This window comes from Nocardiopsis tropica (assembly GCF_042660575.1).
Taxonomy (GTDB): Bacteria; Actinomycetota; Actinomycetes; order Streptosporangiales; family Streptosporangiaceae; genus Nocardiopsis; species Nocardiopsis tropica.
Window position 1 is genome coordinate 67,107 of the sequence record NZ_JBHSUF010000025.1, and the last position, 23,089, is coordinate 90,195.

Annotated in this window: 21 protein-coding genes and 1 riboswitch; of the genes, 13 read left to right on the plus strand and 8 right to left on the minus strand. The window is 73.6% G+C overall.

Going from position 1 to position 23,089, the window contains the following annotated elements:
• Positions 1-3: 3 nt before the first annotated feature.
• From carA to pyrR, 4 genes are all read right to left on the minus strand, one after another.
• Complete coding sequence (gene carA / locus ACFQBR_RS29635) at positions 4-1,149, minus strand: glutamine-hydrolyzing carbamoyl-phosphate synthase small subunit (RefSeq protein ID WP_267948911.1); 1,146 nt, start codon at positions 1,147-1,149, stop codon at positions 4-6.
• A gap of 59 nt (positions 1,150-1,208) precedes the next feature.
• Complete coding sequence (locus ACFQBR_RS29640; protein ID WP_267948910.1) at positions 1,209-2,510, minus strand: dihydroorotase; 1,302 nt, start codon at positions 2,508-2,510, stop codon at positions 1,209-1,211.
• A 159-nt stretch (positions 2,511-2,669) separates the two neighbouring features.
• Entirely contained in the window at positions 2,670-3,578 is a 909-nt protein-coding gene (locus tag ACFQBR_RS29645) for an aspartate carbamoyltransferase catalytic subunit (protein ID WP_267948909.1), read from the minus strand.
• Positions 3,578-4,201 carry a bifunctional pyr operon transcriptional regulator/uracil phosphoribosyltransferase PyrR gene (gene pyrR, locus ACFQBR_RS29650; RefSeq protein ID WP_267948908.1) on the minus strand — a complete coding sequence of 208 codons (624 nt, stop codon included), beginning with the start codon at positions 4,199-4,201 and terminating at the stop codon, positions 3,578-3,580. Before pyrR ends, ACFQBR_RS29645 begins: the two co-directional genes overlap by 1 nt.
• Positions 4,202-4,759: 558 nt before the next feature.
• Between pyrR and bldD the strand changes: the two genes are divergently transcribed.
• Together bldD and ACFQBR_RS29660 are read left to right on the plus strand one after the other, a co-directional pair.
• Positions 4,760-5,254: a transcriptional regulator BldD gene (bldD, locus tag ACFQBR_RS29655; RefSeq protein WP_013154123.1), complete on the plus strand. Its 495-nt coding sequence runs from the start codon at positions 4,760-4,762 to the stop codon at positions 5,252-5,254.
• A gap of 272 nt (positions 5,255-5,526) precedes the next feature.
• Positions 5,527-6,141: a GNAT family N-acetyltransferase gene (locus ACFQBR_RS29660; protein WP_267948907.1), complete on the plus strand. Its 615-nt coding sequence runs from the start codon at positions 5,527-5,529 to the stop codon at positions 6,139-6,141.
• On the opposite strand, the gene metF is transcribed toward ACFQBR_RS29660, so the two are convergent.
• Complete coding sequence (metF, locus tag ACFQBR_RS29665) at positions 6,053-6,982, minus strand: methylenetetrahydrofolate reductase [NAD(P)H] (protein WP_267950308.1); 930 nt, start codon at positions 6,980-6,982, stop codon at positions 6,053-6,055. The two genes, ACFQBR_RS29660 and metF, sit on opposite strands and share 89 nt — an antisense overlap.
• A 202-nt stretch (positions 6,983-7,184) precedes the next feature.
• Between metF and ACFQBR_RS29670 the strand changes: the two genes are divergently transcribed.
• The 4 genes from ACFQBR_RS29670 to ACFQBR_RS29685 all read left to right on the plus strand — a co-directional run bounded on the left by ACFQBR_RS29670 (position 7,185) and on the right by ACFQBR_RS29685 (position 11,819).
• Entirely contained in the window at positions 7,185-8,276 is a 1,092-nt protein-coding gene (locus tag ACFQBR_RS29670; RefSeq protein WP_344182864.1) for a polyprenyl synthetase family protein, read from the plus strand.
• Positions 8,277-8,386: 110 nt separating this feature from the next.
• On the plus strand, positions 8,387-9,700 hold the full coding sequence (locus ACFQBR_RS29675) for a DUF418 domain-containing protein (RefSeq protein ID WP_344182866.1): 1,314 nt from the start codon (positions 8,387-8,389) through the stop codon (positions 9,698-9,700).
• 68 nt (positions 9,701-9,768) lie between these two features.
• Positions 9,769-10,662, plus strand: coding sequence for an SDR family oxidoreductase (locus ACFQBR_RS29680; RefSeq protein ID WP_267948904.1), 894 nt, complete (start codon positions 9,769-9,771; stop codon positions 10,660-10,662).
• Positions 10,663-10,814: 152 nt separating this feature from the next.
• Positions 10,815-11,819 (plus strand): zinc-binding dehydrogenase, encoded by a 1,005-nt coding sequence (locus tag ACFQBR_RS29685; protein ID WP_378554911.1) that lies wholly within the window; start codon positions 10,815-10,817, stop codon positions 11,817-11,819.
• Between the two features lie 180 nt (positions 11,820-11,999).
• Here ACFQBR_RS29685 and thiE read toward each other — a convergent pair whose 3' ends face one another.
• Both thiE and ACFQBR_RS29695 read right to left on the minus strand, forming a co-directional pair.
• A complete protein-coding gene (gene thiE / locus ACFQBR_RS29690) occupies positions 12,000-12,668 on the minus strand; it encodes a thiamine phosphate synthase (RefSeq protein ID WP_330157729.1) in 669 nt (222 codons plus the stop codon).
• 138 nt (positions 12,669-12,806) lie between these two features.
• Positions 12,807-13,184 carry an Rv2175c family DNA-binding protein gene (locus tag ACFQBR_RS29695; protein WP_267950307.1) on the minus strand — a complete coding sequence of 126 codons (378 nt, stop codon included), beginning with the start codon at positions 13,182-13,184 and terminating at the stop codon, positions 12,807-12,809.
• Between the two features lie 107 nt (positions 13,185-13,291).
• Positions 13,292-13,405, plus strand: a riboswitch (TPP riboswitch).
• Here ACFQBR_RS29695 and thiO point away from each other — a divergent pair.
• The 7 genes from thiO (at position 13,401) to thiI (ending at position 21,766) form a co-directional block, all read left to right on the plus strand.
• Positions 13,401-14,642, plus strand: a complete 1,242-nt coding sequence (gene thiO / locus ACFQBR_RS29700; protein WP_378554912.1) for a glycine oxidase ThiO — start codon at positions 13,401-13,403, stop codon at positions 14,640-14,642. Its footprint overlaps the riboswitch before it by 5 nt.
• An 8-nt stretch (positions 14,643-14,650) precedes the next feature.
• Positions 14,651-14,866: a sulfur carrier protein ThiS gene (thiS, locus tag ACFQBR_RS29705; RefSeq protein ID WP_267948901.1), complete on the plus strand. Its 216-nt coding sequence runs from the start codon at positions 14,651-14,653 to the stop codon at positions 14,864-14,866.
• A 2-nt stretch (positions 14,867-14,868) separates the two neighbouring features.
• The gene (locus ACFQBR_RS29710) at positions 14,869-15,651 is read left to right on the plus strand and encodes a thiazole synthase (RefSeq protein ID WP_344185187.1); all 783 of its coding nucleotides are present in this window, start codon (positions 14,869-14,871) and stop codon (positions 15,649-15,651) included.
• A 494-nt stretch (positions 15,652-16,145) separates the two neighbouring features.
• Complete coding sequence (gene pknB, locus ACFQBR_RS29715; protein WP_344185188.1) at positions 16,146-18,113, plus strand: Stk1 family PASTA domain-containing Ser/Thr kinase; 1,968 nt, start codon at positions 16,146-16,148, stop codon at positions 18,111-18,113.
• 176 nt (positions 18,114-18,289) lie between these two features.
• Positions 18,290-18,946, plus strand: coding sequence for a response regulator (locus ACFQBR_RS29720; protein WP_267948898.1), 657 nt, complete (start codon positions 18,290-18,292; stop codon positions 18,944-18,946).
• 164 nt (positions 18,947-19,110) lie between these two features.
• The gene (locus ACFQBR_RS29725) at positions 19,111-20,136 is read left to right on the plus strand and encodes a 6-phosphofructokinase (RefSeq protein ID WP_267948897.1); all 1,026 of its coding nucleotides are present in this window, start codon (positions 19,111-19,113) and stop codon (positions 20,134-20,136) included.
• 340 nt (positions 20,137-20,476) lie between these two features.
• Positions 20,477-21,766 carry a tRNA uracil 4-sulfurtransferase ThiI gene (gene thiI / locus ACFQBR_RS29730; RefSeq protein WP_267948896.1) on the plus strand — a complete coding sequence of 430 codons (1,290 nt, stop codon included), beginning with the start codon at positions 20,477-20,479 and terminating at the stop codon, positions 21,764-21,766.
• Between the two features lie 66 nt (positions 21,767-21,832).
• Here the strand turns inward: thiI and aroF are convergent, their stop codons facing one another.
• Positions 21,833-22,879 carry a 3-deoxy-7-phosphoheptulonate synthase gene (aroF, locus tag ACFQBR_RS29735; protein ID WP_267948895.1) on the minus strand — a complete coding sequence of 349 codons (1,047 nt, stop codon included), beginning with the start codon at positions 22,877-22,879 and terminating at the stop codon, positions 21,833-21,835.
• Positions 22,880-23,089 lie beyond the last annotated feature (210 nt).

Here is a 23,089-nt window from a genome sequence, read left to right on the forward strand (position 1 = left end):
TAACTACTTGGCAGCCGGAGCGGGCTGGGCGTCGGACATCAGGGTGACGAACTCGTCGAAGAGCTCGGCGGCGTCGTGGGGGCCCGCGGCGGCCTCCGGGTGGAACTGGACGCTGAACACGGGCCGGTCCAGCAGCCGCAGGCCCTCGACGACCTGGTCGTTGAGGCCGATGTGGCTGACCTCGGCCCGGCCGTAGGGGGTGTCGAAGGGGGTGTCGAGCGGGGCGTCCACGGCGAAGCCGTGGTTCTGGCTGGTGATGGCGACCTTGCGGGTGCGGGTGTCGATCACCGGCTGGTTGACGCCGCGGTGGCCGAAGGGCAGCTTGTAGGTGCCCAGGCCCAGGGAGCGCCCCAGGATCTGGTTGCCGAAGCAGATGCCGAAGAGCGGCTTGCCCGCGTCCAGGACGCCGCGCATGGCGTCGACGGGGCCGTCCGCGGTGGCGGGGTCGCCGGGGCCGTTGCTGAAGAACACGCCGTCCGGGTCCAGGGCGAGGATGTCCTCCGCGGTGGCCGCGGAGGGCAGTACGGTGACCCGGCAGCCGCGCTCGGCGAGGCGCTGGGGGGTCATGGCCTTGATGCCGAGGTCGACGGCGGCGACGTGGAACCGGGTCGGGACGCCCTCGGGGGGCAGGACCTCGTAGGCGGCGTCCGTGCTGACCTCGGCGGCCAGGTCGGCGCCGGCCATGCGGGGCGCCTCCAGGACGCGGGCGAGCAGCTTCTCCGGGTCGGTCTCGACGGTGCTGACGGCCGCGCGCATGGCGCCCCGGTCGCGCAGGTGGCGGGTGAGGGCGCGGGTGCCGGTGAGGGCGATGCCGACCACGCCCTGGCGGCGCAGCTCCTCGTCCAGGGTCCGGCGGGCCCTCCAGTTGGAGGTGATGCGCGCGGGCTCGCGGACGACGTACCCGGCGACCCAGATGCGGCCGGACTCGGGGTCGTCGTCGTTGACGCCGGTGTTGCCGATGTGCGGCGCGGTCATCGTGACGATCTGGCGGTGGTACGAGGGGTCGGTGAGCGTCTCCTGGTACCCGGTCATGCCGGTGTTGAAGACGATCTCGCCGAAGGTCTCGCCGGTGGCGCCGAAGGATCGGCCGCGGAAGACCCGGCCGTCCTCGAGCACCAGAATCGCCGGTCCGCCGGTTTCCTCGGACACGTTTCCCCCCTCTGCCGCACCAGGACCGGCCTGGGCGTTCGCTGCTGTCGCTGCCGTGTTCACTTGATCTTGCCTTCCAGGACGGTGGGGGTGCCGCGCAGGAACGTGGCGCGGACCCGGCCCGGCAGGGTCATGCCCCGGAAGGGGGTGTTGCTGCTCTTGGTCGCCATGGCCGCACCGTCCACCGCGACCGGGTCGGCCGGGTCGTACAGGACGACGTTGGCGGGCTCGCCCTCCGCGAGCTCGCGGCCGTGCCCCCCGACGCGGCCGATGCGGGCCGGCGCCGCGGACATGCGGTCGGCGACCCCGGCCCAGGTGAGCAGGCCGGTGTCGACCATCGTCCTCTGCACGACCGCCAGGGCGGTCTCCAGACCGACCATGCCCATCGCGGCGGTGGACCACTCGGTCTCCTTCGCCTCCCTCGGGTGCGGGGCGTGGTCGGTGGCGACGATGTCGATGGTCCCGTCGGCCAGGCCCTCGCGCAGTGCCTCCACGTCCTCGGCCGTGCGCAGGGGCGGGTTGACCTTGTAGATCGGATCGTAGCTCTCCACCAGCTCGTCGGTGAGGAGCAGGTGGTGGGGGGTGACCTCCGCGGTCACGTCGCAGCCGCGGGCCTTGGCCCAGCGGATGATGTCGACCGAGCCCTTGGTGGAGACGTGGCACACGTGCAGGCGCGAGCCGACGTGCTGGGCGAGCAGGCAGTCGCGGGCGATGATCGCCTCCTCCGCGACGGCGGGCCAGCCGGGCAGGCCGAGCCGGTCGGAGACGCGGCCCTCGTTCATCTGCGCGCCCTGGGTGAGGCGGGGCTCCTGGGCGTGCTGGGCGACGACGCCGTCGAAGGCCTTGACGTACTCCAGGGCCCTGCGCATGAGCAGGGCGTCGGAGACGCAGATGCCGTCGTCGGAGAAGACGCGCACCCGGGCGGCGGACTCGGCCATCGCGCCGATCTCGGCGAGCCGCTCCCCCGCCAGGCCCACGGTGACGGCGCCGACCGGGCGCACGTCGCAGTAGCCGGCCTCGCGGCCCAGGCGCCAGACCTGCTCGACGACCCCCGCGGTGTCGGCGACGGGGTCGGTGTTGGCCATGGCGTGGACGGCGGTGTAGCCGCCGGCCGCGGCGGAGCGGGAGCCGGACGCGACGGTCTCGGCGTCCTCGCGCCCGGGCTCGCGCAGGTGGGTGTGCAGGTCCACCAGTCCGGGCAGGGCGACCAGTCCGGTCGCGTCGACGGTCTCGGCCCCCTCGGGGGCCTCCAGGTCGGGGCCGATCGCGGTGATCAGGCCGTCGGCCATGAGGATGTCGACGGGGTCCCCGCCGAGCGGGCGGGCGCCGCGGATCAGGTGCGGTCCGTTGGTGTCGGGCATGGCGGTGGTGACTTCCTCGTGTTCTCGGGTGGAGGCGTGGTTCGCGCGGGCGCCGGCGGGAGGGCGCTCACCGCGCGGGGCCGGCTCGGGCGCCGGCGGGCGCCGGCCCCCGGGGCGCCGGTCGCGGAACGGGGCGGCGTCCCCCGGGGAGGGCGCGGGCTAGGAGCCGCCGAGCAGCAGGTAGAGCACGGCCATGCGCAGGCTGACGCCGTTGGCGACCTGCGCGGTGACGGTGCACCGGGGCGAGTCGGCGACCTCGGCGGCGATCTCCATGCCGCGGACCATCGGTCCGGGGTGCATGACGATGGCGTGCTCGGGCATCCGGGCCAGGCGCGCGCCGTCGAGGCCGTAGTTGCGGCTGTACTCGCGCACGGACGGGAAGAACGAGTCGCGCATGCGCTCGGCCTGCACGCGGAGCATCATCACGACGTCGGACTTGGGCAGCACGTCGTCGAGGTCGTAGGAGACCTCGCACGTCCAGGTGTCCACCGAGACCGGCAGCAGGGTGGGCGGCGCGACCAGGGTGACGTGGGCCCCCAGGGTGGTGAGCAGCAGGACGTTGGAGCGCGCGACGCGGCTGTGCAGGATGTCGCCGACGACGGCCACCCTGAGGCCGTCCAGGCGCCCCAGCCGCTCGCGCATCGTGTACGCGTCGAGCAGTGCCTGGGTGGGGTGCTCGTGGGTGCCGTCGCCCGCGTTGAGGACGGAGCCGTCCACCCAGGTGGCGAGGCGGTGGGCGGCCCCCGAGGCGCTGTGCCGGATGACGACGGCGTCGGCCCCCATCGCCTGGAGGGTCAGCGCGGTGTCCTTGAGGCTCTCGCCCTTGGAGACGCTGGAGCCCTTGGCCGAGAAGTTGATGACGTCGGCGGACAGGCGCTTGGCGGCGAGCTCGAAGGAGGTGCGGGTGCGCGTGGAGTCCTCGTAGAAGAGGTTGACGACGGTGCGGCCGCGCAGGGTCGGGAGCTTCTTGACGGAGCGGTCGCCGACCTGGGCGAGTTCGGCCGCGGTGTCCAGGACGAGGGTGGCCTCGTCCCTGCTGAGGTCTCCGGTGGAGAGCAGGTGGCGCATCAGGCGTTCCCCTCGGTGGAGCCGGGACGGGGGCCGGGGGCCCCGGGTCGGAGGCCTCCGTCCCGGGAGGCGCCGGACGGGGGCCGCGAGGGGCCGAGCAGGACCGCGTCGTGTCCGTCGGTCTCCTCCAGGCGCACGGTGACGTTCTCGCGCAGGGAGGTGGGCAGGTTCTTGCCCACGTAGTCGGCGCGGATGGGCAGTTCGCGGTGGCCCCGGTCCACGAGCACGGCGAGCTGGACGGCGCGGGGCCGGCCCAGGTCGCCGAGGGCGTCGAGGGCGGCGCGCACGGTGCGGCCGGAGAAGAGCACGTCGTCCACGAGGACGACGACGCGGTCGTCGAGTCCGCCGCCGGGGATCTCGGTCCTGCCGAGGGCGCGCACGGGGGCCGATCTGAGGTCGTCGCGGTACATCGTGATGTCGAGGGAGCCGACGGGGACGGCGAGGTCCTCGACGCGTCCGATGCGCTGCGCCAGGCGCCGGGCGAGCGGGACACCGCGGGAGGGGATGCCCAGGAGGGTGACGTCCCCGCCGCCCTTGGTGCGTTCGAGCACCTCGTGGGCGATGCGGGTCAGAGCCCGGTTGATCTCGTTGCCGTCGAGGACGGCGCGGGTGCCGTCGGGCACCTCGGGTGACGGTTCGGCGACGCCTTCGGCATCACCTTGCGTCGACTTTCGGACACGCAAAGCAGTGACCCCTTCCCTGCCTCACAGAACAGGTCGTTAAAGGATGTCGATCGGCCCCACGCTACCAGCGGCGATCGGGTCACCCGAGGGGCGGTCCGGGGTCGAAAACAGCCAATGTGACTCTGGTCACACTATTGAGGGGACTCTCATCGCCCAGGAGTGGCCATATCGCCACGCAGTGGATACGACCACAGAATGGTTGAAAGGTGAAATTCCCTGTAGAAACGGGCTTTGTGGACCAGCGCGACGCCCCTCTCGTCCCGAACCGTCCGGACATGAGAGGAGTCTCACTTACGCACGGTTTGGCCACCGATTAGTCGCGTTTCACACCAACGGCTTGACCTGGGGGGCAGACCCCCCTACCGTCACTGTCTGTAACCACTACCGGGTGGGGTTGCACCCCGTGACCATCCGCTGAGCCGCACAGGCGGTTCGCCGAGTACGAGCGGACGTCCCCCCACCACGCCAGCCACCGTCACGGCCGGGAGCGACAAGAACATGCCATCCGAATACGCCAAGTCCCTCGGTGCGCGACTGCGCGCCATCCGCACCCAGCAGGGCCTGTCCCTGCACGGGGTGGAAGAGAAGTCCCACGGACGCTGGAAGGCCGTCGTGGTCGGCTCCTACGAGCGCGGCGACCGCGCCGTCACCGTCCAGAAGCTGGCCGAGCTGGCCGACTTCTACGGGGTCCCCATGTCGGAGCTGCTGCCGGGCGGCGCTGCGCCGACGCCTCTGGGCCCGACACCCAAGCTGGTGATCGACCTGGAGCGCATGCAGCAGCTGCCGCAGGAGAAGGCAGGACCGCTCTCCCGCTACGTCGCCACCATCCAGAGCCAGCGCGGCGACTACAACGGGCGCGTGCTGTCCATCCGCCAGGAGGACCTGCGTTCACTCGCGGTCATCTACGACAAGTCGCCCGGCGACCTGACCGAGGAGCTGATCAACTGGGGGGTCCTCGACCCCGAGGCGCGCCGCGCGGTCGACGCCTTCTAGGGACCGGGGAACACACGAAGGTCGCACCCGCTCGACGAGAACCGGCACCCCCCGGGGGCGCCGGTTCTCGTCGTGTCCGGGGCCGGCGCAACGGCGCGGCCGGGCGTGGGGCTTCCCCTCCCCAACCCGGCCGCGCCGCACTCCGCCGGGCGGACCCGGCGGAAGTAAATCGAACTCCTGTTCGATAGAAACCAGTTAACCCCAGCCCGTCCGACCCGTCAAGGTCCCCCGCGCCGAGGGCGCGTCGGCGGCCCGTGCCCTAAAATCGGGCTGTGGTAGCCGATACCGAGTTGCGCGAACTGGCGCCGCCCGCCTTCACGCACGCCGTCCCCGCGCTGCTCCGGGTGTACGAGGCCGCCATGCGCCCGCCGCCCGAGCAGCTGCCCGGTCGCGCGGCCGTCATGAACGGCCACGCCTACTACCCGGGCTTCCGCGCCGTGGTCGCGCTCCGCGACGGGCGCCCCGTCGGCTTCGCCTACGGCTTCCACGGCGTGCGCGGCCAGTGGTGGCACGACATGGTCGCCGAGGGGCTGCACGCCGGCGGGCGGGCGCGCCAGGCGCGCCGCTACCTCGCCGACCCCCTGGAGATCGCCGAGGTGCACGTCCACCCCGAGGCGCAGAACCAGGGCGTGGGACGGGCCGTGCTCCACGCCCTGTGCGAGGGGCGCGGTGAGCGCACCGCCGTCCTGTCCACGCGGACGGGGCCGTCGGCGGCGCGCCACCTCTACCGCTCGTGCGGGTTCACCGAGGTGCTGGAGGACTTCGCCTTCCCGGGCAGCCCCGACCAGCCCTTCTCGATCATGGCCGCGCGTCTGCCCCTGACGGGCTCCGGCGACCGGAGACCTCACGGAAGATCTGCCTGGTGGCCTTGGACTGGTTCGAGGTGATGAAGTGGATGCCCGGCGCGCCCTCGTCGAGCAGGCGCTCGCACATGCGCTGGGCGTGCTCGATGCCGAAGGCCCGCACCGCCTCGGCGTCGTCGCCGAAGGACTCGAACCGCTCCGCCAGGGCGCGCGGGAAGGGGGCCCCGGAGAGCTTCTCCGAGCGCGGGATGAAGGACGAGCGGACCACGGGGAACACCTCGGGGATGATCGGCACCTCGCACCCCCGGGCCGCCACGCGGTCGCGCAGCCGCAGGTAGTCCTCCGGGTCGAAGAACATCTGGGTGATGGCGTAGTCGGCGCCCGCCTCGCACTTGCGCACGAAGTGGTCGGTGTCGGTCTCCACGTCGGCCGAGCGCGGGTGCTTGTACGGGAACGCGGCCACGCCCACGCAGAAGTCGCCGCTGTCCTTGAGGAGGCGGACGAGCTCCTCGGTGTAGGTCAGCCCCTCGGGGTGGCTGACCCACTCGCCGTCGGGGTCGCCGGGGGGGTCGCCGCGCACGGCGAGCATGTTGGAGACGCCGGCGTCCGCGAAGCGCCCGATGAGGTGGCGCAGCTCGGCGACGGAGTGGTCGACGAGCGTCATGTGCGCCACCGGCAGCAGGGTGGTGTCGGTGGCGATGCGCTCGGTCGTCTCCACGGTCAGCCCGCGCGTGCTGCCGCCCGCGCCGTAGGTGACCGAGACGAAGGACGGGCCGAGTGCCTCGATCTCCCGGATCGCGCGCCACAGCCGCTCCTGCGACTGGGGCGTGCGCGGTGGGAAGAACTCGAAGGAGAACATCGGCTCGCCCGCGTTGAGGAGTTCGCGGATATGACGCGGCCTGGGGGCCGGGCTTCGGGGCGCCACGGGGCGTGTCGGTGCTGCCAGCATGTGCACCAGCTTAGGCGAAGCGCACTCACGGACAGGGACCGGCGTCCCACAGTGCGAGACCGTGTCCGGGCCGTCCGGCGCGGGGCGCGCCCGATGGGGCGCGGACCCGCCCGCCCCGGCGGGGCGGGTCGGCCGAACCGGGGTGAGGACGCCCCGAACAGCCGATAACGTGCAGGACATGGCCCCTTCCTCTTCTTCCACTTCCGCACTCTCCCCGTCCGTCTTCGCGGCCCGCCCCGCGGTGGACCGCGAGCTGGCCGGGTTCGGCGCCGCGCACCGCGAGCTGGTCCTGGGGATCGGCGAGGAGCTGGCACCCGCCATGGACGCCCTGGAGGCGATGCTCTCCGGCGGCAAGCGCCTGCGCCCGACCTTCTGCTACTGGGGGTGGAGGGGCGCCGGGGGCGCCGCCGACGACGAGCGGCTGATCCGTGCCGCCGCGTCCCTGGAGTACCTCCAGGCGTGCGCGCTCATCCACGACGACGTGATCGACAACAGCGACACCCGCCGCGGGCTGCCCGCCACCCACAAGCGGCTGGCCGGGCTGCACGCCGACCAGGGGTGGGGCGGCGACGGCGACGGGTTCGGCCGGGGGGCGGCGATCCTCATCGGCGACCTGTGCCTGGTCTGGTCGGACGAGATGTACCAGGCCAGCGGGTTCCCGCCGGAGGTGCTGCGGGACGGGCGGCGCCCCTTCGACGCGATGCGCACGGAGGTGATGGCCGGGCAGTACCTGGACACCCTAGAGCAGGTGCGCAGCACGAGCACCCGCGAGGCCGCCCTGCGCGTGATGCGGTACAAGTCGGCCAAGTACACGGTGGAGCGCCCCCTGCACCTGGGTGCGGCCCTGGCGGGCCGGTACGAGGAGCTGGCGGGGGTCTACACGGACTACGGCCTCCCGCTGGGCGTGGCCTTCCAGCTGCGCGACGACGTCCTCGGCGTGTTCGGCGACCCGTCCACCACGGGCAAGCCCGCCGGCGACGACCTGCGCGAGGGCAAGCGGACACTCATCGTCGCCGAGACGCTGGCCCGCACCGGGGCCGCCGACGGCGAGCGCTTCGCCTCCCTGCTGGGCGACCCCGACCTGTCGGTGGACGCGGTCGAGTGGATGTGCGGGCTGATCGAGGGCTCGGGCGCGCTGCGCGCCTGCGAGGACCTCGTCGAGGAGTACGCCGGACAGGCCGTGGCCGCCCTGGACAGCCCCGAGCTGGACGCGGACGCCCGCGAGCCGCTGCGCGCCCTGGTGGTGGCGGCGACCGCGCGCACCCACTGAACCCGGCCCTTAGGGGATATTCAGGGGTTTCCCAGCGCGAAAGTACGTTGTGCCCGACTTCGTCCTCCGGTTGAATCGTCGAAAGACCTAGCGCGACCGGAGGACACCCCATGTCTGGGCACACCGTCTCACGAGGCCCGACGGACGCGGGTGAACGGGCGCTCGCCCCCGACCTGGCACGCGGGTTCATGCTCCTGTTCATCGCGATCGCCAACACCGTCTGGTACCTGTGGGCCGTCCCCATGGGCGGCCTGAGCGCCCACCCGGAGCCCGGGGGCGTGCTGGACGCGGCGGCGCAGTTCTTCACCGTCGTCGCGGTCGACGGGCGCAGCTACCCGATGTTCGCGTTCCTGTTCGGCTACGGCATGGTGCAGCTCGCGCGGCGCCAGGAGGCCGCGGGAGCGGACGCGGAGGCCGTCGACGCGCTGCTGCGCCGCCGCAACCTGTGGCTGCTCGCGTTCGGCCTCGTGCACGCTCTGCTGCTGTGGATGGGCGACGTCCTGGGCGCCTACGGACTGGCCGGCCTACTTCTGGGCTGGCTGTTCCTGCGCCGCAGGGACACCACCCTGCTGGTGTGGGCCGGGCTCCTGACCGGCCTCATGCTGCTGCTGTCGGCCGCCAGCCTGGTCGGCCTGGCGCTCATGCCCGCGGACCAGCCCGCGATGGCGGGTCCGGGCATGGACGACATGGCCTTCAACATCGGCAACCCCTCGATCCTGGGCGCCGCGATCGGGCGGCTGTCGGTGTGGCCGCTCATCGTGCTCGGCCAGGGCCTGCTCGGCCTGACCGTGCCCACGGCGATCCTGCTCGGCTTCTGGGCGGCGCGCCGCCGGATCCTGGAGGAACCGGGCCGCCACCTGGTCCTTCTGCGGCTGACGGCCGCCGCCGGCATCTCCCTCGGGTGGCTGGGCGGCCTCCCCTCCGCGCTCGTCCAGGTCGGGGCGTGGGACCTGACCGTCTCCCAGGGCGGCATGCTGGCCCTGCCCCACATGGTGACCGGCCTGGCCTGCGGCGTCGGCTACGTGGCGCTGATCGCCCTGGTCGCCCACCGGATCCAGGCGGGGGGCCGCGGGCCCGGGCCGGTGGTGACCGCCCTGAGCGCGACCGGCAAGCGGTCGCTGTCGGCGTACCTCGCCCAGTCGGTCCTGTGCGCGCCGGTCCTGACCGCCTGGGGGCTGGGGGTCGCGGCCCACCTGTCGCCGTGGTCGATGTTCCTGTTCGCGGTGGGGGTCTGGCTGGTGACGGTGGCCGGCGCGTACGCGCTGGAGCGCGCGGGCAGGCGGGGCCCGGCCGAGGTGCTGCTGCGCCGGCTGGCCTACCGGGGGACCGGACGGGGGTCGTCGGAGGGCACCCCCGGAGGCGACGGCGCAGGCCCTCCCGCGGGGCCCGGCGAGGGGAAGGGCCAAGAGCGCACCACCCCCTGACCCGGAGGCGCAAAAAGCCGCGTGCCGGTGAGTGCCCGGCAGGCCCTCGTACCTCAGGATGGGGTGTCATGGGCGACGATCACATGACAAACCACACCATAGGTGTGACCGGGGCGACCGGGGCGCTGGGCGGGCGGGTGGCAGCCCGGATCGCACGGCTCGGATTGGCGCAGCGCCTCGTCGTGCGCGACATCAACCGGGCGCCGGAGTACCCGGGCAGCACCGCGGCGATGGCGGCCTACGAGGACACGGCGGGCTTCGAGCGGGCCTGCCGGGGTGTGGACACACTGTTCCTGGTCTCGGCGACCGAGTCCGAGGACCGGATGGACGTCCACCTGAGCGCGGTGGACGGGGCGGTCCGCGCGGGGGTGTCCCGGATCGTCTACCTGTCCTTCCTGGGGGCTGGTCCGGCCGCCACGTTCACGTTCGCGCGCACGCACTTCTACACCGAGGCCCACATCAGGTCGACGGGGGTGCGGTACACGTTCCTGAGACCCAGCCTGTACCTGGACCTGCTGCCCGGCTGGGTGGGGGACGACGGCGTGGTGCGCGGCCCGGCCGGCGACGGCCGGGTCGCGTGGGTGTCCCGGGACGACGTGGCGGACGTGGCGACGGCGGTGCTGACCGACCCGGCGACCGCGCTCGCCTCGGAGGACACGACCCACGACGTCACCGGCCCGGAGGCCCTGACCCTCGGAGCCACGGTCGACAAGCTGGGCACGCTCACCGGCCGCTCCGTCCGCTACGTGCCGGAGACCTGGGAGGAGGCGCTGGAGTCGCGCCGCGCCACCGGCGCCCCGGAGTGGGCCGTCGAGGGGTGGGCCTCGTCGTACGCCGCGATCGCCGCGGGTGAGCTCGACGAGGTCGCCCCGACGGTGCCCAAGCTGACCGGCCACCCGGCCCAGTCCATCGAGGGGTTCCTCCGGCGCCATCCGAGCGCCCTGTCGCACGTCGGGGTCTGACCACCGCCCGCCCGCCACCGCCGCGCCCCGTGCGCGGCGGTTTCGTCGTCCCGGGGACTTCTCCCGCACCGGGACTTGACCTCAATATTAGTTGAGGTACCAGGCTGGGCACCGCCGGCGGAGAGCACGGCGCGACAGCGAGGAGATCCGGTATGCGAGCGGTACGGGTGGACGGGTTCGGCGGCCCCGAGGTCCTGGTGGCCCGGGAGGTGCCCGAACCGGAGCCGGGGCCCGGGCAGGTCGTGGTGGAGGTGGCGGCGTCCAACGTGATGTACCTGGACACGCTGGTCCGCAGCGGATGGGGGCTGGACCACTTCCCGGTGGAGCCCCCGTACGTGCCGGGCGCGGGGGTGGCCGGGACCGTGGTCCGGGTCGGCGAGGGGGTGGCCCCGGAGAGGGTCGGCGCGCTGGTCGTCACCGACACCGGCCGTGCCGCCCCGGAGGGGGGCGAGCCCGTGCCCCCCTTCGGCGGGTACGCCCAGCGGGTCGCCGTCCCGGCGTCGGGACTGGTCGACGTCCCGGAGGGCCTGGCCCCGGAGCAGGCGCTGGCACTCCTGCACGACGGGCCCACCGCCCTCTCGCTGGAGCGCAGCGGCGGGTTCGGCCCGGGCACGTGGGTGCTCGTGCTGGCCGCGACGGGCGGGGCCGGCAGCCTGGCGGTCCAGCTCGCCGCCGCGGCCGGGGCGCGCGTCGTGGGCGCCGCCCGGGGCCCGGAGAAACTGGCTCTCGCCCGTGAGATGGGGGCGGAGGCGGTCGTGGACTACTCCGAGCCCGGATGGGTGGAGCGGGTCCGCGAGGCCACCGGCGGCGCGGGCGCCGACATGGTCCTGGACGGGAGCGGCGGCGACCTCGGCGAGGCGGCGTTCGGCGCCGTGGCCGACGGCGGACGCTTCCTCTCCTACGGCTCCGCGGGGGGCCGCTTCTCCGAGGTGGACGCCGGGGAGGCGGAGCGCCGCGGGATCGAGGTGTTCGGCCTCTTCGACCTGGAGGACGGGAAGGAGGGTCGGAGCGGCGCCGTGCGCCGGATCCTGGAGATGGCCCGCTCCGGGCGCGTGAGACCGCATGTGGGGCTGACGCTGCCCCTGGAGCGGGCGGAGGAGGCCCACCGGGCGCTGGAGGAGCGCCGGGTCCTGGGCAAGGTGCTCCTCGTGCCGTGAGGGCGGTGGGGCGGACCACCGGCCGGGCGCGGGCGGCCGTCGACGGGGATCAGCGCGGCGGCCGCGGCCACCGGCCTGCGCGGGAGCCGCGGCGGCACCGCCGTCCCGGGCCCCTCCCCCGGAGGCGGGGCGGGGCGGCGTCCTCGCCCTCCCGGGGTCCGGCGGGGCCGGGGGCGCCGCTCAGCCCCCGGTGCGGGCGGTCAGGCGCTCGCGCAGCCCGGCCGCGGCGGCCCGGGGGTCCTCGGCCTCGGTGATCGCGCGCACGACCACGACCCGGCGGGCGCCCGCCTCCACCACCGCGTCGATGTTGGTCGCGTCGATCCCGCCGATGGCGAACCACGGGCGGTCCGTGCCCAGCGCGGCGGCGCGTTCGACCAGGGACAGGCCCGCCGCGGGGCGGCCCGGCTTGGTGGGGGTGGCCCAGGTGGGGCCGACGCAGAAGTAGTCGCTCCCGGCCTCCTCGGCGGAGGAGGAGGCGGCCGCGATGTCGTTGTTGGAGCGGCCGATCACGGGGTCCGCCCCGATGATGTCGCGGGCCATGGGCACCGGCAGGTCGCGCTGGCCCAGGTGCAGGACGTCGGCGCGCACCGCGCGGGCGATGTCCGCGCGGTCGTTCACCGCGAGCAGGGCCCCGTGCCGCTCACAGGCCTCCCGCATGACCTCCAGGGCCGCGATCTCCTCGCGGGCCTCCAGCCCCTTGTCCCGGAGCTGGATGATGTCCACCCCTCCGGCCAGGGCCGCGTCGGTGAACTCGGCGAGATCACCGCGCCCGGTCCGGGCGTCGGTGCACAGGTACAGAAGGGATGCGTCCAGGCGCTTGCGCAGGCTGGTTCCGTGGCTGGTCCTCACCCCGCCCACCCTAGGCCCTCGCCGGCCGGCCCCCGAGGGGAGGCCGCCCGACGGCGCGCCGCGCCCCGGGCCGTGTTCCGCGGATCGTTCCGGGACCGCGTCCGCCGACGCCCGCCGAGAGCGTCCGCGGACCACGCGCTAGAAGGCCATGCTCTGGGCGCGGCGGCGCACCTCGGTGCCCCGGTTCTCGCGCATCGCCTGGATGGGCGTGCCCGGCAGGGTGTCGTCGGGGGTGAAGAGCCAGCGCAGGGCCTCCTCCGTGGAGAAGCCCGCGTCGGTCAGCAGCACCAGGGTCCCGGGCAGCCCCTTGACGAGGTCGTCGCCGTCGATGAAGGCGGCGGGGACGGACAGCTGCCCTCCGCGGACCACACCCATCATGCGGTTCTCGCGGATCAGGGTCTTGATCCGGTTGGGGCTCACGCCGAGCGGCGCGGCCGCCTCCTTCAGGGTCAGCCACTCGCCGACCAGCGTGTCTATGTCGATGTCGCTTCGTGTCACCCTCCCAATCTGCCACATCCGCACGGGGCCCGGACACCTTCCGGCGCCGCGGGGGCCGGGCGCCGTGGAGATCCCCACCACTGCCACGCATTCCGGGAGGAGGTTCTAGGATGGGGACAGACCTCTGCACATCCCGCGGGAGCCGGGTGGGACCCGGCTGAGAGGGAGGCTGTGAGCCTCCGACCGCACGAACCTGATCCGGGTCATGCCGGCGAAGGGAGTGGGAACAGCGCCGTGCGCACGAAGAACGATCCCCGCCGCGAAACGATTCGTCCTACCGGTGGCGGCCCCGGGGACGCGCCGGAGCGGACCGTCGTCGTGGTCGGCGGCGGCCTCGTGGGGAGGGTCACCGCCTGGCGGGCCGCCCAGGAGGGCCTCCGCGTCACCCTGGTCGAACCCGACCCCGTGACCGGCCCCGCCGGCGCCCGTGCCGCCTCCACCGTCGCGGCGGGCATGCTCACCCCGGCCACCGAGGCCGTGTTCGGCGAGGAGCCCCTCATGGAGTTCGGGGTCCGCTCCGCGGGCATGTACCCCGGGTTCGTCGCCGAACTGGAGGCCGCCGGCGGGATCCGCGTGGGCTACCGCACCACCGGGACCCTCCTGGTGGCCTTCGACCGCGACGACATGGCCGTCCTCACCGACCTGCACCGGCTCCAGGAGCGCCTGGGCATCGCCACCGAGCGCCTGACGAGCCGCGAGTGCCGCCGGCTGGAGCCGGTGCTCGCCCCGTCCGTGCGCGGCGGCGTGCTCGCCCCCGACGACCACTCCGTCGACCCCCGGCTGCTGCTGCGCGCCCTGGCCGCGGCGGGCGGACGCGCGGGAGTCACCGAGACCGCCGGTCGGGCGGAGGAGGTCACGGCCCCCGGCCCCGGGGGCGCCCGGCTGGGCGTGCGCCTGGACGACGGCCGGGTCCTGCCCGCCCACCAGGTCGTCCTGGCCGCAGGCTGCTGGAGCGACCGCGTCAAGGTGCCCGAACCGGTGGTGCCGCCGCTGCGCCCGGTCAAGGGCCAGCTCCTGCGCGCCCGGGTGCCGGCCGGCGAACCGCCCCTCGTCGGCCGCACGGTCCGGGGCCTGGTGAGGGGCTTCACCACCTACCTGGTGCCGCGCGCCGACGGAGAGGTGGTCATCGGCGCCACCCAGGAGGAGCTGGGCTACGACACCTCGCTCACCGCCGGGGGCCTCTGGCAGGTCCTGCGGGACGCGCGCGAGCTCGTCCCGGGGGTGACCGAGCTGGAGGTCACCGAGACCTGTGTGGGCCTGCGCCCGGGCTCACCGGACAACGAGCCCCTGCTGGGGCCGACCCGGGTCCCCGGCCTGCACCTGGCCGCGGGGCACTTCAGGCACGGGGTCCTGCTGACCCCGGCCACCGGGGAGGCCATGGCGCGCGCCCTCACCACGGGCGCCCTGCCGGAGTACGCGCGCAGGTTCGCCGCGGACCGGGTGTCCGGCGACGCGCACACGACGACGTGGGAGTAGGAGAGGCAGTGCAACTCATCATCAACGGCGACCTCCGCGAGTTCGCCGACGGCACGACCGTGGAGGCGGTCGTCCGCGACCTGACCGCGCCGGGCGGCGGCACGATCCCCGGCGGGATCGCCGTGGCCGTCAACGACGAGGTGGTGCGCCGGGCCGCGTGGGCGGACGGCGCGCTGGGCGCGGGCGACCGCGTGGACGTCCTCACCGCGGTCCAGGGAGGCTGAGCATGAGCGCACACGGAACCGGACGAGTCGAGGACCCCCTGGTGATCGCCGGGACCTCCTTCGGCTCGCGGCTGATCACCGGCACCGGCGGGGCGCCCTCCCTGGAGGTCCTGGAGGAGGCCCTGGTGACCTCCGGGACCGAGCTGACCACCGTGGCCATGCGCAGGGTCTCCCCCGGCGCCCAGGGGTCGGTGTGGGACGTGCTGTCCCGCAACAGGATCCGCGCGCTGCCCAACACCGCCGGGTGCTTCACCGCGGCGGACGCGGTGCGCACCGCCCGGCTGGGACGCGAGGCCCTGGGCACGGACTGGGTGAAACTGGAGGTCGTGGCGGACGAGCACACCCTGCTGCCCGACCCGGTGGAGCTCCTGGACGCCGCCGAGCAGCTGGTGGACGAGGGGTTCACCGTCCTGCCCTACACCAACGACGACCCGGTGCTGGCCCGGCGCCTGGAGCAGCTGGGGTGCGCGGCGGTGATGCCGCTGGCCGCGCCGATCGGCTCCGGGCTGGGGATCCGCAACCCGCACAACCTCGAACTGATCGTGGAGGGCGCGGGGGTCCCCGTGATCGTGGACGCCGGGATCGGCACCGCCAGCGACGCCGCCCTCGCGATGGAGCTGGGCTGCGATGCGGTCCTGCTGGCCACGGCCGTGACCCGGGCACAGGACCCGGTGCGCATGGCCGCCGCGATGCGCGACGCCGTCCGGGCCGGCCGGGGCGCCCGCCTGGCCGGTCGCATCCCGGTGCGCCGGCACGCCCTCGCGTCGTCCCCCGCGGTGGAGTAGCGCCCCGGCGCGGCCTGCCGCCGCGCACGCCCGGGGAGGGCCGCCGACCGCGTGTCCCGTCCCTCCGGGGAGTGACGCGCCCGGGGCCGGGGCGCACGGGGCGCGTGTTCCGTCCGGGCGTGACCGGTCCCACCCTGGCCGGCCCGCCGGGACGGCCCCCGGGGCCGCGACGCCGCGGGGACCGGGCCTCCCGGTCCCCGGACCGGGGGCCCGGCGCGCACCGGCCCCGCGAGGTCCGGAGCGCCGTTCCCGGAACGTTTGGAACCGTCCCCTAACGTGGGATGGGTGTGCGGCCCGACGGAGGGCACCGCACGCTCGCCGATGAACCAGGCGCGAACGCCCGCCACCGAGGGTGGAGAGGCGCGACGCGACCGCGAACCGCGGGGCAGACCTGGCGTGGGCTTCCGCTATCGTGTCGGTTCGACACCCGGTGTCGGGTACGCGCCACCAACCGCGACAGCCCGCGCTCCCCGCAGCAAGGACACTACTCCGCCGTGGACATGACGACTTCCGACCCGCTCGTAGGCGCGACCCTCGACCGACGCTACTTCGTCGAGTCCAGGATCGCCGGAGGCGGGATGGCGACCGTCTACGTCGCCCACGACCTGAGGCTGGACCGCCGCCTGGCGTTGAAGGTGATGCACCCGTCGCTGGCACAGGACCCCACCTTCGTCCAGCGCTTCATCAACGAGGCGCACTCCGTCGCCAAGCTCTCCCACCCCAACGTCGTCCAGGTCTTCGACCAGGGTGAGGACCAGGGACACGTGTTCCTGGCGATGGAGTACGTGCCCGGCCGCACCCTGCGCGACCTGCTCAAGGCCCGCGGACGCCTGTCCCCGCACGAGGCCCTGAACGTCATGGCGTCGGTCCTGGCCGCGCTCGGCGCCGCCCACCAGGCGGGCATGGTCCACCGCGACGTCAAGCCCGAGAACGTCCTCCTCACCGAGGACGGCCGGGTCAAGGTGGCCGACTTCGGCCTGGCGCGCGCCGTGGAGCAGTCCAACCAGGGCCTCACCCGGACCGGCACCCTCATGGGCACCGCCGCCTACCTGGCGCCGGAGCAGATCGAGAAGGGCGTCGCCGACGCCCGCAGCGACGTGTACGCCGCGGGCATCATGTTCTACGAGCTGCTGACCGGCGGCCAGCCGCACACCGGCGAGACGCCCATCGCGATCGCCTACCAGCACGTCAACGAGGACGTGCCCCGCCCCTCGCACTTCCTGCCGGGCCTCCCTCCCGAGGTGGACGCGCTGGTCACCAAGGCCACCGAGCGCGACCCCCGCTACCGTCCGAGCAACGCGGGCCAGTACCTGGCCAAGGTGCTGGAGGTCCTGCACCGCCTGCCGGCCCGGGCCCCCGGCGGCGAGGCGCCGCTCGCACCCGTCGCCCCGACCGCCGCGACGGCGTCCGTCACGGCCCCCCAGCTCATCGCGGGCGGGGCGGGGCCGGGCACCGAGAACGCCACCATGGTCGTGGACATGAACAGCGCGGGGCTGCGCGACGACGGCTACGACGGGGACGACTACGACGACTACCCGGACGACCGCGACGCCCCGAGGCGCCGCGGTCTGCTGATCGGGATCGGCGCCGCCGCCCTGGCACTGGTGCTGCTCCTCACCGGCTGGTGGTTCCTCGTCGGGCGGTTCGAGTCCGTGCCGGACGTGGTGGGGCAGAGCCCCGAGGCCGCGCGCGAGGCCATCCTCGACGAGGGGCTGGTCTACACGCTCGCGGAGGAGCCCGTCTACAGCGACGCCGAGCCGGGCAGCGTCGGTCGGACCGATCCCGGACAGGGCGAGCGCCTGTCGCCCGGGGACGAGGTGACCGTGTACGTCTCCCAGGGCCCGCAGAACGTGACCATGCCCGACCTGGCGGGCGAGGACGCCGCGAACGCCCTCGCGGCGCTGGAGGACCTCGGGTTCTCCCCGGACAACCTCGAACAGGTGGACGTGGACGACGAGGACGTCCCGCCCGGCGAGGTGATCTCCACCGACCCGGAGGCGGGCGCCGAGGCCGACCGGGAGGGCACGGTCACGGTCACCGTCAGCCGCAGCATCTCCGTTCCGGCCGTGGTCGGCCAGGAGCAGGGCGCCGCCCGGACGGCCCTGGAGGAACTCGGCCTCACCGTCAGGGTGGTCGAGGAGGAGAGCGAGGACGTCGACGAGGGCCTCGTGATCCGGCAGAGCCCGGACAACGGCGCCAGTGTGGGGGCCAACGGCGAGGTCACCCTGACCGTCTCCACCGGCCCCCCGGGCGTCACGATCCCCGACGTGGTCGGCATGCCGGTGCGGGACGCCGAGGAGGAGCTGGAGGACGCGGGCTTCGACGTGAACGTCGAGCGCGTCCTCGGCGGCAGGGTGGTCTCCCACCAGTCGCACACGGGCGAGGCGCCGGAGGGCACGGAGATCACGATCACCGCGACCCCGGGCGGCATCGACTTCGGGGACTTCGAAGAGGACGACTGACGCGCATGCCCGGGACCGGGCGTGCGGGCAGGGGCGTGCGGGCCGGTCCGGCCCGCGCGCCCCTGCGCCGTTGCGCACCCCGGACGGCGAACCCGTGCGGCCCCCGCGCCGACACGTCCCGCACGGGTTCGCGAACCGCCGGCACGGGGCCGCCCCGGTCGGGATAGGGTCCCTGCATGGCGACCGAGGAGATCCGGGTACTGGTGGTGGACGACCACCCGATGTGGCGCGAGGCGGTCGCGCGCGACCTGGGCGAGGCCGGGATCGAGGTGGTGGGGACGGCGGGCGACGGCGCCAAGGCGCTGCGCATCGCCCCGGCCGCGCGTCCCACCCTGGCGGTGGTGGACCTGCACCTGCCGGACATGACCGGGGTCGAGCTGACGGCGGGCCTCGTCGCGATGCCCGAGCCCCCGCAGGTACTGGTCCTGTCCGCGAGCGGGGCCGGCGACGACGTGCTGGCGGCCGTGAAGGCCGGGGCCACCGGCTACCTGGTCAAGTCGGCGGGGCGGGACGAGCTGCTCGACGCGGTGCGCCGCGTGAACACCGGCGAGGCCGTGTACACCCCGGGACTGGCCGGGCTCGTGCTGGGCGAGTACCGCAGGCTGTCGTCGTCCGACCGCGTCCGGGAGCCCCGGGCGCCCGCGCTGACCCCGCGTGAGACCGAGGTGCTGCGCCTGGTGGCCAAGGGGCTGGCGTACAAGCAGATCGCCCAGCGCCTGACCATCTCCCACCGCACCGTGCAGAACCACGTGCAGAACACCCTCACCAAGCTGCACCTGCACAACCGGGTCGAGCTCGTGCGGTACGCGATCGACCAGGGCCTGGACGAGTAGCGGACAGTGCCCCCGCCCGGTTCCGGTCGCGCTCCCACGCGTACGGCGACGGCGTTCCGGGGCTGTTCACCTCCCCGGGTTGGCCACGGGGAGCCGGGCCCACTATGGTCTAGACCATATGGCGTCTCGCGCCGTGGGAACACACAACGTCGAGGAGAATTCGTATGCGAGTCGGGGTGCTGACCGGTGGCGGAGACTGCCCTGGTCTGAACGCGGTCATCCGCGCCGTGGTCCGCAAGGGCATCAAGGACTACGGGTACGAGTTCATCGGCTTCCGGGACGGCTGGCGCGGACCGCTGGAGGGCGACACCGTTCCGCTGAACGTCGAGTCCGTGCGCGGCATCCTCCCCCGGGGCGGCACCATCCTGGGCTCGTCCCGCACCAACCTCATGAAGATCGAGGGCGGTGTGGAGCGCGTCAAGGACAACATGGCCGCGCTCGGCGTCGACGCGCTGGTCGCCATCGGCGGCGAGGACACCCTGGGCGTGGCCCGCCAGCTGCACGACCGCGGCGTCAACGTCGTGGGCGTGCCCAAGACCATCGACAACGACCTCAACGCGACCGACTACACCTTCGGTTTCGACACGGCCGTGAACATCGCCATGGAGGCGATCGACCGCCTGCACACCACGGCCGAGTCGCACCACCGCGCCCTCGTCGTGGAGGTCATGGGACGCCACGCCGGATGGATCGCCCTGCACTCGGGCATGGCCGCCGGCGCCAACGTCATCCTCATCCCGGAGCGCCCCTTCGACATCGACGACGTCGTCAAGCACGTCGAGAGCCGCTTCCAGACCCAGTACGCGCCGATCATCGTCGTGGCCGAGGGCGCGCACCCCAAGGAGGGCCAGATGGAGCTGGCCACCGGCGAGACCGACTCCTTCGGGCACGTGCGCCTGGGCGGCATCGGCCAGCGCCTCGCCGAGGAGATCGAGAAGCGCACCGGCAAGGAGGCGCGCTCGGTGGTCCTGGGGCACGTGCAGCGCGGCGGCACCCCCACCGCGTTCGACCGCGTGCTGGCGACCCGCCTGGGTGTGAACGCCATCGAGGCCGTGCACGACAAGTCGTTCGGCAAGATGGTCGGCCTCCAGGGCACCGCCATCGTCCGCGTCGACCTGGCCGAGGCCACCGACACCCTCAAGACGGTCCCGGCCGAGCGCTACGAGGAGGCCGAGGTCTTCTTCGGCTAGGCCCGCCGCGAGCTCCGGGAGCGCCCGCGACACGGGCCGGAACCGTCGGAACACGGACCTCCGGTGCCTCCCGGACACCACCGGCCCCGTCGGCCGCCGGCCACGTGCGCCGGCCCCGGGCCGGTGAGCGCCCTCTTCCCAGCTCCCAGGGGAGGGGGCGCGTCCGCGTCCTGGACCGCCGCAACACTGTGTTTACCGCCGCATGCCCTCCCACCCCGTCGGAAAACGGTTCGAGCGGTCGGGGGGATGTTCGATACTGGAGGGCGGCGCTGGACACCCGGTTCCACCGCCGACGCTCCCACCTCGTACCGGGCCGTAGGCATTCACCGGAGGTAGCACCATGTCCGCGTCGCTCGAGTCCGCGCCGCTCCCCGTCACCGAGGTAGGAGCCGAGGCCGGGCTGGGCGAGCTCTGCGTGCTCATGAAGCTCGGCGAGATCGTCCTCAAGGGCTCCAACCGCAAGCTGTTCGAACGGCGGCTCCACAACAACATCCGCGCGTCCGTGCGCGACCTGGGCGAGGTCCGCCTCTCGCAGCGCGGCGCGGGCGTCATCATCGTCCGCAAGCCCGGCGCCTCCGACCTGGAGGTCGCGGAGATCGCCGACCGCATGGCCAACGTCATGGGCGTGGTGTGGGTGCACCTGGTCCGCCGGGTGGCCAAGGACCTGGACGCCATCACCGACATCGGCGTGCGCTCCCTGGCCGGCCGCCAGGGCTCCTTCGCGGTGCGCGCGCGCCGCCGCGACAAGCGCTTCGGGATGACCTCCTCCGAGCTGGCCGGGTACCTGGGCTCCAAAGTCATCGAGGCGCACGGCTACCCCGTGAACCTGAAGCGGCCCGACAACACCCTGTACGTCGAGGTGGACAAGGACGAGGCGTTCGTGTTCACCGACGGCATCCCGGGCCAGGGCGGCCTGCCCGCGGGGATGAGCGGTCGCGGACTGGTGCTGATGTCCGGCGGGATCGACTCCCCCGTGGCCGCGCACCGGATGATCCGGCGCGGGCTGAAGGTCGACTTCCTGCACTTCTCCGGAATGCCGTTCACCGGCCCGGAGTCCATCTACAAGGCCTACAGCCTGGTCCGCCAGCTGGACCGCTACCAGGTGGGCTCGCGCCTGTTCGTGATCCCCTTCGGCAAGGCCCAGCAGCAGCTGAAGAGCTCCGGCATCGAACGGCTCCAGATCGTCGCCCAGCGGCGCCTGATGCTCAAGACCGCGGAGGCCCTCGCCGACGACCTCGGCGCCGAGTGCCTGGTCACCGGGGACGCCCTCGGCCAGGTCTCCAGCCAGACCATGACCAACCTCACCGCGCTGGACGACGCCGTCGACCTGCCGATCCTGCGCCCCCTCGTCGGGATGGACAAGACCGAGATCATGGACCAGGCCCGCAGGATCGGCACCCTGGCCATCTCGGAGCTGCCCGACGAGGACTGCTGCACCATGCTGACCCCGCGCCAGGTCGAGACCGCCGCCAAGATCCCCGACCTGCGCCAGATCGAGAAGCGCCTGGACGCCGAGGAGCTCGTCGAGCACCTGGTCACCACGGCCCAGGTGCACAAGCCGAGCTTCCTCGGCGACGCCGCGCCCAAGCGCCTCGACGGCGCGAGCAAGCCCGCCGCCGCCCGCCTCTGACGCGGGCCCCGCGACGGAGCCGCCCCGCCACGTCGGACGTGGCGGGGCGGCTCCGTCGCCACGGCCTCAGAGACCGGCCAGCTCGCGGCCGGGCGCCGGGGTGAGGGTGCGCCCGCTCAGGGCGGCGAGGGTGCCGGCCAGGTCGCGCAGCTGTGCCAGGTCCTCCTCCAGGAGGGCCTGCGGGCCGTCGCACAGGGCGGTCTCCGGGTGCGGGTGCACGTCCACGATGACGCCGTCGGCGCCGACCGCGACCGCCGCGCGGGACAGCGGGAGCACCAGTTCGCGCTTGCCGCCCGAGTGGGACGGGTCGACGATGACCGGCAGGTGGGACAGGTTCTGGGCGACCGGGACCGCGCTGATGTCGAGCGTGTTCCGGGTGGCCTTCTCGAAGGTGCGGATGCCGCGCTCGCACAGGACGATGTCGAGGTTGCCCCGCTGGGCGATGTACTCGGCCGCCATCAGCCACTCCTCGATGGTGGCGCTCATCCCCCGCTTGAGCATGACGGGCTTGCCCGCGTCGCCCGCCGCCTGGAGCAGGGCGAAGTTCTGCATGTTGCGGGTGCCGATCTGGAGCATGTCGGCGTAGGAGGCGACGAGCTCGACGTCGGCGGCGTCCACCACCTCGGTGACGACGGGCAGACCGGTCTCCTCGCGGACGTCGGCGAGGATCTTCAGCCCCGCCTCGCCCAGCCCCTGGAAGGCGTACGGCGAGGTCCGCGGCTTGTACGCGCCGCCGCGCAGCAGGGAGGCGCCCGCGGTGAGGGCCATCCTGGCGGCCTCGAGGGTCTGCTCCGGGGTCTCGACGGCGCACGGGCCGGCGATGACGGTGACGTTGTCCCCGCCGATCGGCACCCCCCGGACGCTGACGACGCTGCGGCTGTCGTGGTTCTCGCGGCTCACCAGCTTGTACGGCGCGGAGATGCGCAGGACGTCGCTGACACCGGGCTTCGCGGCCAGGCCCAGGTTCTGGAACCGCTCGACGTCCCCGACCAGGCCGATGATCGTACGGCTGACCCCTCGGGTCACGTAGGCCTCGCCTCCGGAGGAGGTGACCAGTTCGACGAGCGAGTCGATGTTGTCGGGGGTGGCGTCCGGCGCCATCACGATGACCATGTGGTTCGTCCCTAGCTGCTTGTCGGTGGGAGTGGCGGGACCGGTGCGCGCCCGGGACACGAAAAAGCCCCGGGCTCTACCGGCCCGGGGCTCAAGTCGTCTGTGTCAGCGCAGCGCTTTACAGGCGACCGGGGTATCGGGCCGGTAGCCATAAAAGCGCCAGAAGTTTCGCTGCATGGCTGTGACTATAGCGCACGGTTGTGGCGTGCC